General features: G+C 36.1%; 8 protein-coding genes. 7 read left to right on the plus strand and 1 reads right to left on the minus strand.

What is annotated here, in order from left to right; all coding sequences use genetic code 11:
* Positions 1-146 precede the first annotated feature (146 nt).
* The 4 genes from BXU10_RS00100 to BXU10_RS00115 all read left to right on the plus strand — a co-directional run bounded on the left by BXU10_RS00100 (position 147) and on the right by BXU10_RS00115 (position 6,102).
* A complete protein-coding gene (locus BXU10_RS00100) occupies positions 147-1,211 on the plus strand; it encodes a Gfo/Idh/MocA family protein (protein WP_078225603.1) in 1,065 nt (354 codons plus the stop codon).
* Positions 1,208-2,788 (plus strand): sodium:solute symporter, encoded by a 1,581-nt coding sequence (locus tag BXU10_RS00105; protein WP_078225604.1) that lies wholly within the window; start codon positions 1,208-1,210, stop codon positions 2,786-2,788. The genes BXU10_RS00100 and BXU10_RS00105 overlap by 4 nt, the downstream gene beginning before the upstream one ends.
* 148 nt (positions 2,789-2,936) lie before the next feature.
* Positions 2,937-4,352, plus strand: coding sequence for a dGTP triphosphohydrolase (dgt, locus tag BXU10_RS00110; RefSeq protein WP_078225605.1), 1,416 nt, complete (start codon positions 2,937-2,939; stop codon positions 4,350-4,352).
* Positions 4,353-4,587: 235 nt separating this feature from the next.
* The gene (locus BXU10_RS00115) at positions 4,588-6,102 is read left to right on the plus strand and encodes a right-handed parallel beta-helix repeat-containing protein (protein WP_189328043.1); all 1,515 of its coding nucleotides are present in this window, start codon (positions 4,588-4,590) and stop codon (positions 6,100-6,102) included.
* Positions 6,103-6,273: 171 nt separating this feature from the next.
* Here BXU10_RS00115 and BXU10_RS00120 read toward each other — a convergent pair whose 3' ends face one another.
* A complete protein-coding gene (locus tag BXU10_RS00120) occupies positions 6,274-7,482 on the minus strand; it encodes an MFS transporter (RefSeq protein WP_078225606.1) in 1,209 nt (402 codons plus the stop codon).
* Between the two features lie 100 nt (positions 7,483-7,582).
* Between BXU10_RS00120 and BXU10_RS00125 the strand changes: the two genes are divergently transcribed.
* The 3 genes from BXU10_RS00125 to BXU10_RS00135 all read left to right on the plus strand — a co-directional run bounded on the left by BXU10_RS00125 (position 7,583) and on the right by BXU10_RS00135 (position 12,737).
* Positions 7,583-8,380: a helix-turn-helix domain-containing protein gene (locus BXU10_RS00125; protein WP_078225607.1), complete on the plus strand. Its 798-nt coding sequence runs from the start codon at positions 7,583-7,585 to the stop codon at positions 8,378-8,380.
* A gap of 255 nt (positions 8,381-8,635) precedes the next feature.
* Positions 8,636-10,819 (plus strand): alpha-L-rhamnosidase C-terminal domain-containing protein, encoded by a 2,184-nt coding sequence (locus tag BXU10_RS00130; RefSeq protein ID WP_078225608.1) that lies wholly within the window; start codon positions 8,636-8,638, stop codon positions 10,817-10,819.
* A 244-nt stretch (positions 10,820-11,063) separates the two neighbouring features.
* Positions 11,064-12,737: a hypothetical protein gene (locus tag BXU10_RS00135; RefSeq protein ID WP_078225609.1), complete on the plus strand. Its 1,674-nt coding sequence runs from the start codon at positions 11,064-11,066 to the stop codon at positions 12,735-12,737.
* The last annotated feature ends 106 nt before the right edge of the window (positions 12,738-12,843 follow it).

A 12,843-nucleotide genomic window follows, 5' to 3' on the forward strand; every position in this document is an offset into this window, starting at 1 on the left:
ATCTTAAACACTCACTTCTCGATTAGCAAGTTCATTGCGAGGAACGAAGCAAACTCACTATGTTGCTCACATTTATTACTCTCGTAATGTGATTGCTTCGTTCCTCGCAATGATTTAATAAATATCGTTAATAAATAATATTACAAATGTTAAAAATAGCCATTTTAGGACTTGGAGAAGGTCGAAGTACCATGTCGGCCGCTTTGTCGAGCTCAAAATTAGAGCTGGTAAAAGTATGTGACAGAAATGAGGAATTGTGCCAGCAAAGAGCAAAGGAATTTGATTTCCATTCCTACACTACCAACTATGATGATTTATTAAAAGATGATTCCATCGACATCATCGCCATTTATACGCCCGATCATTTACACGCAGACCACGTTAAACAAGCTTTACTGCACGGAAAGCACGTCGTGTGTACTAAACCGTTTATCGATGATCTTTCGGATGCCAAAGAACTATTGGAACTAAGCAAAACAACCGGTAAAAAGGTTTTCATCGGACAAAGTTCAAGATTCTTCGAACCGGCCAAAAGACAAAGAGCCGATTATGAAGCCGGATTAATAGGCGATTTAATTACAATCGAAGCGCAATATCACGCCGATCACAGATGGTTTTTGAAAAAAGAATGGTCGCTTTTACAGTCTTTCAAATGGTTATACGGAGGTTTGAGCCATCCGGTAGATTTCATTCGTTGGTATCTCCCAAACATTCAGGAAGTAATGGGTTACGGAATGATCAGCAGTAATGGAGCAGTTGCAGGTTTGAAAAACGAAGATACGATGCATTTTATCTTCAAAGCGACAGACGGCAGAATTGCGCGTGTAAGCGGAGTCTATACTTCACCAACACAGCCGGCACAGCGCGATAGCGGAATGAGTACGATTTTAAGAGCAACAGAAGGAGCCAGTCAGGCCGATTATCACGAATTGCGTTATGCTGTTACAGATAAAACCGGTGAAGAAAAAGTAATCACCTGGGGCGACAGCACTATAAAATACTATTTCCGTTTTGAAGGTCAAAGTCATCACGGTGGAGAATATCAGAACTATCTGGAATATTTTGTGGATAGTATCGAGCAGAATTTTGAAGCCTATCCAAATATGGAAGAAGGTATCGGAACAGTGGCGTTGCTTCAGGCAATGGATCAGTCTTTACAAACCGGAATGCCAGTAAAAATTGCTGATGTTCTTAACGAATACGGACTATGAACAGCATCTACGATAAGTTAACGGCCTTAGATTTTATGATTGTTGCGGCCTATCTGGTGATTTTATTGGTCATTGGGTATGTGGTGAGCGTGAAGCAGAGTAAGAAGAACGAAACGCTTTTTATGGCGGGAAATTCCCTGAACTGGTACAATATCGGATTCAATATGTGGGGGACCAATGTGGGGCCATCGTCGTTATTGGCTTTTGCGAGTATTGGTTATGCAACCGGAATTGTAGCCGGAAATTTCGAATGGTATGCTTTTGTGTTTTTATTGCTTTTGGCGATCGTTTTTGCACCAAGATATATTGCCAGTAAAGTCAGCACGATGCCCGAATATATGGGGAAACGCTATGGCGACAGTACTCAGACAATTTTGGCCTGGTATGCTATGGTGAAAATTTTGGTAAGCTGGCTGTCACTGGGATTGTTTAGCGGAGGCATTTTGGTACGCCAAATTTTAGGCATTCCGATGTGGCAGAGTGTTACCGTTTTAGTGATTTTCTCCGGAATTTTTACGTATGCCGGAGGATTGAAAGCTATTGCCAAAGTGAATGTTTTTCAAATGATTTTATTGATTGTCGTTTCACTAACCTTATCGTATTTAGGGTTACAGAAAGTAGGCGGCATCGAAGCTTTGATTGCCAAAACACCTTCTAATTTCTGGAATTTAGTACAACCTGCAGACGATGCGAATTATCCGTGGCCTGCTATTTTATTGGGATATCCTGTGGCGGCAGTTGCCTTCTTTTGTACCGACCAATCGATGGTGCAGAGTGTTTTGGGGGCTAAAAATCTGGAGCAGGGACAATTGGGAGTAAACTTTATTGGCTGGCTCAAAGTAATGGCTTTGCCGTTGTTTATTTTACCGGGAATCCTGTGTTCGGTTTTGTTTCCTGAATTGGAAAAAAACTCGGATTTGGCTTATATGACCATGGTGACGAATTTATTCCCAAGCGGAATGAACGGTCTGGTAATTTGTGTTATGATTGCCGTTTTGGTAGGAACTATTGGTTCCTCATTGAATGCCTTAAGCACCGTTTTTACGAATGATATTTATGTAAAGAAAATGAATCCGACAGCTTCTATCAAAGAACAGATTAAAATCGGAAGATTGACGATTGGAGCAGGTTGTCTGTTCGCCATTCTGATAGCCATTGCGATTGACAATATCAAAGGGCAGAATTTATTCAACATCTTTCAGGCTGTTTTAGGTTTCCTTGCGCCATCATTATCGGTTGTTTTCTTATTGAGTGTTTTCTGGAAACGCACCACAAAAAAAGCCGTTAACGCTACTTTGTCCTGGGGTTCAGCCTTTAGTTTATTTGTTGGGGTTTTATATCTATGGATTTTTCCGGCAGATAAATACCCGGTTTGGCCACACTTTTTATTGATTTCGTTTTACATTTTTGCTGTGCTTTTAATTGCGGCAGTGCTAATTTCATTAACCGATAAAAATCCTGAGGTTAATTTTTCAGATGAAAGGGATATTCCTAAAGCGAGTAAAAAGGTGAAACTTTTGTTTGGCTTTTTGGGATTGACGATTTTGGTTTTGTATTTGGTTTTTAATGGGAATTAAGTAGGTTTTAAATATATAATAATGAAGACGCTTTCTTTTTTAAGGGAGCGTTTTTTAAATGTTTGAAGTAAAGAAATATAAAAATGATTTTAATCCATTATATTTGAAAATGAATAAACAAGAAAAACCATCATAAATTTAAAATAATATGAATAATTCAGAAACATGGAAGAAATTACTATCTCCAAATAGAATTAAGGATGCAAAAAAGAATAAACAAACTGCTGAAGGTGGAAGCCATGATATGCGAAATCCATTTGAGCGAGATTCTGACAGGATTATTTATTCTTATCCATTTAGAAGGCTTCAAGATAAAACCCAAGTAATACCTCTACCTATAATTGATTTTGTACATACAAGGTTAACTCATAGTTTAGAAGTGGCTACAGTAGGTAGAAGCTTAGGTAGGATAGTTGAAACTTTCTTGTTAAAAGAAAAGGATATTACAAGTGATCAGATTGGACATATACCAAGTATAATTCATGCGGCTTGTTTAGCACATGATATTGGAAACCCACCATTTGGGCACTCGGGAGAAGATTCAATTTCTGATTATTTTAGAAATGATAAAGGATTTGATTATATTGAAGAATATTTTCATAAAGATGATGAATTTTATAATTCAAAAATTAATGATTTACAATGTTATGAAGGAAATGCATTGGGATTTAATTTGTTAACTAAATATGAAGATGTTGGTTTGAATTTGACTTGCGCTACTTTGGCAACTTTTACAAAGTATCCAAGATTATCATATATAAATGGTGATTCGAATAAAGATAATAGGTGGAATAATGATAGAGTAAGTCAAAAAAAATATGGTTTTTTTGTTACCGAATTGGAAGAATTTAAAATTGTAGCTGAAGAAACAGGAATGATCCCATTAAAATTAGGAAATGGAGATTTTTCCTGGTGCAGACATCCTTTGTCTTTTTTATTAGAAGCTGCTGATGATATTTGCTATAGAATAATTGATTTAGAAGATGGTTTTCGTATAAAGAAAATACCATTTGTAGAATGTGAAAAGGATCTTATGCCTATAGCAGAATTAGATAATAATTTCAAATTAGATAAATATAACTTGCTGACCACCGAAAATAGAAAGTTTTCATATTTAAGAGCATTAACTATAAATGTTTTAATTAATAAATGTAGTGATGTTTTTCAAGATAAATATCCGGAAATCCTTTCTGGAGATTTTGATAAAGATTTAATAAAATGTATTGATAATGTAGCTATACAAGCTTCAATAAGTGGAATCAAAAATACTGTTAAAAAATATATCTATATTTCTTCAGACGTGTTAACATTAGAAGCTGCAGGATATGACGTCTTAGGCGGTCTATTAAGTGAATTTATTGAAGCTTCAAATTTTTGCCTGAGCTGTTCTGAACCATATTTAAGTAAAAAGGCAAGTAAATATTATGATTTATTACCAGATGAGTATAAATCTAAAAATGATGATTATTATATTCGCTATCAAAAAATTGCCAACTATGTGGCAGGTATGACTGACTCTTACGCATTAAATTTATTCCAAAAAGTAAAAGGAATAAAATTATAATGTTCATTTCAAAAATATCTTTAGGAAAACACATAGTTTTAAAACAAATTCTATGTGTTTTTAAATTAATGGAAAGTTCTTTCCAAGACAATCCAAAAGTTATACACAACCCAATTCAAAATCTTCTTCAATAATTTTCAAAATCAAATTCAATTTCACCAAAACCATTGAATTAATTCAATATTTTTATAAAAAACCATAAGTACCTTGTGCTGTTCAAACTAACACAAAACTTATGAAAAAAATCTACTATTTCATGCTGTCCCTTTTAGTATCGGGATCAGTTTCAGCAGCAACTTATTATGTAACACCAACCGGAAGTGCTTCTAATTCGGGTTCGAGTTTCTCTAACGCCATGAATTTTAAAACCGCTGTTGGCAAAGCTGTTGCCGGAGATGTTATTTTATTACAGGCCGGAACGTATACCATTGCGTATACTGCGGGTGCCAAAAACACTATTTCGTTTACAAAATCGGGAACTTCTTCAAGTCCTATTAAGGTAGAATGTGTAAACAACGGAAGAGCCGTAATAGATTTTTCGTTTCCGGATCAGGAATGGGTACAGGATTCGTATGGTTTTAGCATTACAGGTTCTTATTGGAGTTTCAAAGGAATTGCCATTACCAGAGCAGGTTATCAGGGTGCTTATGTAACAGGTTCTAATACTACTTTTGAAAATTGTGCTTTTTACAACAATCGAAATACCGGTCTGGAAATTAACAAAGGAGGTTCGAATACAACGGTAAAAAACTGCGATGCGTACAGAAATTATGATCCCAAAAAGAAGGGAAGCATGGCTGATGGTTTTGGCCCAAAACAAGAACAGGGACCCGGAAATAAATTCATCAACTGCCGTGCCTGGGAAAATTCAGATGATGGATACGACTGTTTTGACAGTACCCAAAAAGTAACTTTCGAAAACTGCTGGGCGATCAGAAACGGAGTTGATGTTTGGAATTATGGAGGCTTTACCGGAAACGGAAATGGTTTTAAAGTAGGTGGAAATTCTGTTCCGGCAGACAATGTACTGACCAAATGTGTTGCAATAGGACATCCCAAAAAAGGATTCGATCAGAACAACAATACCGGAAGCATAACACTATATAATTGTACAGGATTCGGAAACAACATCAACTTTGGTTTTGGAAATCCGGTGCAGTCGGGAAAGAAACATATTTTCAAAAATAATATTTCATTATCCGGAACAATTTCTATTTCAAACGCTACACAGCAAAACAACTCGTGGAATCTAAGTGTCACTGTAAATACCTCCGATTTTACAAGTACCAGTACTTCACTTGCCATCGGAGCCCGACAGTCAAATGGTGATCTTCCGACTAACTTGCCTTTCAAATTAGTTCAGGGAAGCGATTTGATTGACAAAGGAACTAATGTTGGTCTTTCGTATTCCGGCAGTAATCCTGATTTAGGTTATTCCGAAAGTAACTTTACAACTGCTAAAAAAATAAATTCAGATCTAAATGTGGAAACAATAGAAGATGTTAATTCTGATTTCACATTTAATTATTATCCAAATCCGGTAAAAAACATCCTGACAATAGAATTAGACAACGAAATGGCAAAAGGCACTTTAATTGAGCTGTTTGATTTGTCCGGTAAATTGATTGTTACTAAAACTGTGAATAGGCAAACAGAAAACTTAAGTTTAGAAAATCTTCCATCTGGAGCTTATATTTTGACTTTAACAACTAATGGAAATAAAATTAGTAAACGTATTATTAAAGATTAAAGGGGTACAATTTTAGTGTTTCACTTTGAAAATTAGATACAAAAAAACAGATAGTTTTCAGTTAGAGAACTATCTGTTTTTTTATGAAATACTGTAAGATTGTTTGCAAAACTTGCTTTAAATGCCAAAAAAGAAACCTTTGCGACTTCGCGACTTTGCGAGATTAAAAAATTAGGCCTTTTTTCTTGCCTCAATATTCGGCAGAAACCCAGTGATAACTCCTATCAACGGCAGAAACGCACAAATCTTAAAAACATATTCGATACTGGTGGTATCGGCAATTTTTCCTAAAACAGCAGAACCCAAACCGCCCATTCCAAAAGCAAATCCGAAGAAAAGACCAGCTACCAGCCCCACTTTCCCCGGCATTAATTCTGTTGCGTAAACTAAAATCGCAGAGAAAGCAGACGAAAGTATCAGACCAATAATTACAGATAAAATTCCAACCCAGAATAGAGAAACGTAAGGCAGCATCATCGTAAAAGGAGCAACACCCAGAATCGAAACCCAGATTACATATTTTCTTCCAAAGCGATCACCAATTGGTCCGCCAATCAAAGTTCCGGCAGCGACTGCACCCGAAAATAAAAATAAATAAACCTGAGACTGCTGAATCGAAATATGAAATTTATCAATCAAAAAGAACGTATAATAACTCGTAATACTGGCCATGTAGAAATATTTGGAGAAAATCAAAACCAACAAAATAATCAGGGAAACGATTACTCTGTTTTTAGACAAATGATGCGTTTCAATTTTATGCGCTGCTTTATTGGCATTTCTTAAAGCCAGATGTTCCGTGTACCAAAGTGCAATTTTATATAAAGCAAGAATTCCGATCAGGGCAATAAGACAAAACCAAGCAATATAATGCTGGCCATGCGGAATCACTATAAAAGCCGCTAACAAAGGTCCGATGGCACTTCCGGCATTTCCGCCTAACTGAAAGATAGACTGCGCCAGCCCTTTTTTACCGCCCGAAGCCAGATGGGCTACTCTGGAAGATTCAGGGTGAAAAATAGAAGAGCCGATTCCAATTAAGCTCACAGACAATAAAAGGTAAGTAAAACTCGAAGCAATCGAAACAAGAAATAACCCGGTCATGGTAAAACACATTCCGATAATTAACGAATAAGGTTTTGATTTTTTGTCGGTATACATGCCCACAAATGGCTGTAGAATAGAAGCAACAATCTGATAGGTAAAAGTGATAATTCCGATTTGGGAGAAACTTAAATTGAAATTGTCTTTCAGCAACGGATAAATTGACGGGACCACCGCCTGCAAAAGATCATTGATCAAATGCGAAAAACTGATGATGAATAAGATTGAATACGTCGTTTTTTTAATTATTTCAGGATTGGCTTTAATGGTTTCCATGAGTTGTTTTTTAGGTTACGACAGATTTTAAAAATGACATCTGTAATTATTTTACAAAGGTGAAAAGAAATAACAATGTCTTAATTACTATATTTGGACAATGAATAACGATGTTCGGACATATAAAGTAGTCGATTTTGGATTTCAAATAAATCCTGAATTACCCGTTGTCGGTTATACCGAAGTGGTAAACGATGCTGTTTGCGTTTCGCATTCGCACCCGCGGGCACAACTTATTTACGCAACAAGCGGCGTGATGAATGTTGTGGTCGACAATCAGATTTGGGTGGTTAATCCGTTGCAGGGACTTTGGATTCCTGGTGGTTTGGAGCATCAGGTTACATTTCAGAAAGATGTCAATTTGTACAGCATTTTTATTGACCCATCGTTTACGGACGGACTCCCAACTTCTAGCTTTTCTTTTGATATTTCGATATTCCTGAAACAATTGCTTTTTAAAATCATTTCTTTTGGAACTGAAGGGAATCTTACACCTGCAAAAAGAAGAATTATTGACGTGTTTTTAGATGAACTAACCTTAATTGAACCGAGCGCTACTTTCCTGCCTACAACGAATCATGAGAGACTGCAAAAAGTAGTAGAGCTTCTGCTCAACGATGTGGCCAGTAAAAACACAATCGACCATTATGCAGAAATTTCTTTTATGAGCAGCAGAACCTTATCCCGATTATTCATTAAAGAACTCGGAATGAATTTCAGCGACTGGCGCACCCGCTTAAAATTACTCGAAGCCATAAAGCGACTGGGCGAAAAACAATCTATAAAAGAAATCGCACTCGATTTGGGTTATGAAACTGCCAGTGCGTTTATTTATATGTTCAAAAAACACTTGGGTACGACACCTGCTAATTATATTTTGGAAGATCAGAAATTATGATATTGCTGAAATTAAGATAATAAATTGTTCTATTCCAGATTCCTTCTTCATCTCACATATAGTTTTATTTGTTGTAATTTCTGTTTTTAAGTTTTACTTTATGAGCTTTTATTTTTTTAGTGCAACAGTTGTTTCTAATTGTGTTTTAAAATTCTTTCAAAACGGCAATATTTTGTTAATTTCAGGATGGTACAGGACAGTACAGGTTATGAAATGTAAAAGGAACACTTATCTTTAAACCCAAAATATCTTTTTATGCGAAATCGATTTCTAAATTTCAAAAAATTATTTGTTTTTATTATTTTATTTTCCTCAGCTTTTGTATTTGCTCAGGAAAATAAGCCTGCCACATGGATCTGGTATCCAGGCGATTTTGAAGTTTGGTTAAGCAATAAAATGCAGGTAAGACGCACAGAACGCGAAGCTGTGTTTCCTCCACTTTGGCAATATTATAGTCCTTATGCTTTGGTCACTTTTCAAACAGAAGTAGATATTCTAAAGCCTGACGAAGTAAAAATCTTCTCAGAAGGACCTTTTCAATTACTTTTAGATGGCGTTCAAATTTACGGACAGCCAAAATCGATTACTGTTCCTGCCGGAAAACACAAAATTTCCTTTAAAGTTTATAATCAGGAAGTGTTGCCGGCTATTTATATTTCAGGTCAATACGTTAAATCTGATGCATCTTGGAAAGTAACAAATGAAGATAAACTTTGGATTGATGAAACTGGAAAAGCACAACAATCCGGTACACCATGGGTGCCTGTTGGTTCTTGGAATTTTAATTCGCCAGAAAATAAACCTTCTGAGTTTAAATTAACAACGAAACCTTTAAGCGCTAAAAAAACAGAAAAAATAGGAGATGGTCAGTTGGTAGATTTTGGAAAAGAAACTTTTGGTTACATTAAAATTCACGGTTTAAAAGGAAAAGGGAAACTAGCACTTTATTATGGAGAATCTCGCGAAGAAGCTTTGGATTCTGCCAAATGCGAAACCTTAGATCATTTATCTTTTGATGGAAAACAGCCTGAAATATACACGCATAATGGTTCGAAAGCATTCCGTTATGTTCAGGTACAAGCAGATGCAGGTGTAAAATACGATTCGATTTCGATGCTTTATGAATATTTGCCATTAGATTATCGTGGTGCATTCAAATCATCTGATGAACAATTGAATAAAATTTGGGATGTGTCGGCTTACACAATGCATTTAACGTCTCGTGAATTTTTTATAGATGGAATCAAACGTGACCGCTGGGTTTGGTCTGGCGATGCTTATCAAAGTTATTTAATGAATTATTATTTATTCTTTGATTCGGCTTCTGTAGAACGAACGCTTTTAGCACTTCGTGGAAAAGATCCTGTAACGGCTCACGTAAATATCATCATGGATTATTCGCTGTATTGGTTTGTAGGTGTTTACGATTATTATTTACACACAGGCGATACGAAATTCATCAAAACTTTTTATCCAAGAATGAAATCACTTATGGATTTCTGTTTAGAAAGAAGAAACAAAAACGGATTCCTGGAACCATTAGAAGGTGACTGGGTATTTATTGATTGGGCAGACGGACTTCCAAAAACGGGCGAAGTTAGTTTTGAACAAATGCTTTTAGCGAGAAGTTTAGAAGCAATGGCTGTTAGTGCTGAAATTGCAGGTAAAAGTGAAGACCAAAAACAATATCAAAAATTAGGAGATGATTTAAAAACGAAATTATTTGATGTCTTTTGGGATAAAAAAGAAAACGTCATGAAGCATCAGCGCATCGACGGTAAAATGCAAAATATTGTAACCAGATATGCTAATATGTTCGGTATTTTCTTTAATTATTTTAATGAAGAACAGAAACAAAGTGTAAAAAATAAGGTGTTGCTTAATAAAGATGTTCTTCAAATTACAACTCCTTACATGCGTTTTTACGAATTGGAAGCATTGTGTGCCATGGGCGAACAAGATTACGTTTTAAAAGAAATGAAGGACTATTGGGGAGGAATGCTAAATGAAGGCGCAACCTCTTTCTGGGAAGAATACAATCCGAACAAAAAAGGAACGGAACATTTAACGATGTATGGTCGCCCTTACGGAAAAAGCCTTTGCCACGCATGGGGCGCAAGTCCGATTTACTTATTAGGAAAATATTATTTAGGTGTAAAGCCAACTGCGCCGGGTTATTCCCAATACGAAATCAAACCAAATTTAGGAGGTTTAAAATGGATGGAAGGAAAAGTGCCAACGCCAAACGGAGAAGTTGCCGTGTATTGCAATACCAAAGAAATCAAAGTAAAAGCAGGCGAAGGAGAAGGAAAATTGATTTTTGAAAGTGCCAGCAAACCTAAAACAAATTCAGGGACCATTACAGAATTAGCAAAAAATAAATATCAGTTGATTCTAAAACCGAATGTGGAGTATAAAGTGAGTTATAAGGCTATTTAAGTTATAAGTTATGAGAGATTAGCCGATAGTTTATAACGTCTAATTTGTCATTCTGAGGAACGAGGAATCACACTCGTAACCACAAAGATTGTCACGTCAGTTTTGTCATTTCGACGAAGGAGAAATCTTCGCAAGAGGCTCCACAAAGTTTGATCTGCAAAGCGTGCTCAGCAAACGAAGATTTCTCCTTCGTCGAAATGACAAGATTGGGGAAATTTAGAAGTCAATAAAAAATAAAAAAACAATGTTTTCAAAAAATAATAAATACAACTTCAAAGTAAAAGCCATTTTCCTAATGCTGTTAATTGTCTGCATCCAAGCCACAGCACAAACCGCATGGAAAACAGCATCATTTGAAATTGTAAAATCCAATTACAAAACGTTCAAAACCACGCAATACGCTCATGTATTTTCAGGAAGCAAACACAATATTGTTCGTTTAGCTCCAGAACTTCAAGGTTTGACAGGGATTGAACTTCCTTTAGACAAATATAAAAATGGAACTAATGCTTCATTGCAATTAAAATTTAAAGAACCTGTTACGGTTTTAATAGGTGTTTTTCAGGATAAAAATGCGGAATATCTTCAAGCTGATAAGCTTCAAAATGCCAAATTAATTTTAGAAAACGGATTGACGATTACAGGTTTACCTCCTGTAAATGTGTATGCAGTTTCATTTGCAAAAGGAACTCAAACAATAAATCTGGGAAAAGGATTATTTGCTGTTTTAGGAGTCGTAAAATCTTCTGAAAAATTAGAAAAAAGAAATGCAGAATTTCCAGACGGAAAACTCTGGAATCCAACTTTTATCGTTGAAGGATTTTCAGATGAAAAACCGCTTTTCGAAATCATAGGCGGAGAAAATAAACCGGTTATTGATGAAGGAATGTCTGGAACAGAAGGAATTCAAGGTGGTTTCGAAGGCGGACGAGTAGTAAAAGTTGGCGATACGTATCATATGTTTCCAACCGAAAGAGCAGGAGAAAAAGGTGTTGATTACTATTACGATCGTGTAAAAACTAAAATTGGACATTGGACAAGTAAAGATGCAATCCATTGGAAAAGAGAATCAACCATTTATAAAGCAAGCGGAACTTACGCTGTAACGGAAGACGATAATCCAATGAATGATCGCCGTGCCGCAATTTGGTCGTATATGCCGGTTTTTAACGAAAAGGCAAACAAATGGTACGGCTATTATTTGGCTTATACGGTTAGCAAAGAAATAGAGCCAAATCATTCATTTGGAAGAATATGGCGTTGCGAATCAACGGTTGAAGGAATCAATGGAATTGGCGGACCTTACAAAGATATGGGAATTATTATGGAACCGGGATTGGACTCTCAGCCTTGGGAAGGACGTCAGGGTGTGGCTTCATTTTTTCCATACCAAGTTGGAGATAAATACTTCGGATTTTACAGCGGTGCTTATCCGTTTAATTCATGGGCAGATTATCCGAAGAAATCAGGAAAAGGCTGGTTTGTGGCTTTAGCCGAATCCAAAAGTTTAGAAGGCCCTTGGTTAAGAATGAATAAAGGTTTGGAACCCATTAAAACAATGCATCCGTTATTCGTAGAAAACCCAATTGTAAGTCAATTACCAAACGGTTTGTACATCGCGATTTTCGATGGAGGCCCAGACGGTTGGGGACATCATTTACCAAATATGATTGCGTACTCGTTATCAGCAGACGGAGTTAATTGGGCAGAAGCACATTATTTACCAATAGAAACCAAAGTTGATAAATGGTGGGATATTATGAGAACGCCTTTGTGTTTAATACCTGAAGGAAACGACGTCTACACAATAGTTTATAATGCAATCGATTTGAAAAGAAGATTTCATCCAACCGGAATGGTAAAAGTAAAATTAAACAAAGACGTGATGGAGTCTAAATTAAGGGAATTGAAAAAATAAATTAAAGTTTCCCGCAGATTTTGCAGATCAGGCAGATAAAAAAATCTGCAAAATCTGCGAGAGAAAAATAAAAAAAACTCTGTGTCTTAACGACTTTGCGAGAGCT

Source organism: Flavobacterium sp. LM4, assembly GCF_002017935.1.
Taxonomy (GTDB): domain Bacteria; phylum Bacteroidota; class Bacteroidia; order Flavobacteriales; family Flavobacteriaceae; genus Flavobacterium; species Flavobacterium chungangense.